Annotated in this window: 1 pseudogene; it reads right to left on the minus strand. The window is 30.6% G+C overall.

Annotation, left to right across the window (positions count from 1 at the left end):
• Window positions 1-216: 216 nt before the first annotated feature.
• Window positions 217-556 (minus strand): annotated as a pseudogene (locus TY19_RS16280) (hypothetical protein); the annotation flags it as partial.

Genomic DNA, 556 nt, shown 5'->3' on the forward strand with positions numbered 1-556 from the left:
TTAATAAAATACTTTATTTGTGATTACAATAGGCAATTGAGAGCCTTACCTATTTAGCACTACCCAATTTTGAGAAACGATTGCTAGTAAAGTGCATATAACTAGTTGATTTGGGTTTATAAACCGTCTCTTAGAAATCTTTTATGCCTTTTGCTTCTTAAGAATATTCAAATGATTACGCTCAAAAGCAAAAGGCAAAGCTTTCTTTGCTATTAGTTATATAAGACTATTATAAATCGCTTTAAGGCGATTTTCATATCCTTTTTCTTCGCTATGAAGTTGCTGTAATTCATTTTCAACTAAAATCATCGCTTCAAGATCATAATTCATTTTTTCTTTTTCCTCTTTGCTTACTTGAAGCTGTGTTTCTAATTCGTGAATTTGTAAGTTTAATATCTGAATTTCTTCATTTGCTGGGTGTTGTCTCATGTTTTCAATTTCCTTCATCATTATTGGTGTTTCTCCTATCATAAAATCAGATAAATTTATAGGTGAAGCCTCAAACTCTTCTAACTGTAAATTTGCCATGTCGTGTGCAATAAAAGGTGTTTGAATA

The organism is Candidatus Protochlamydia sp. R18, assembly GCF_000648255.1.
Taxonomy (GTDB): Bacteria; Chlamydiota; Chlamydiia; order Chlamydiales; family Parachlamydiaceae; genus Protochlamydia; species Protochlamydia amoebophila.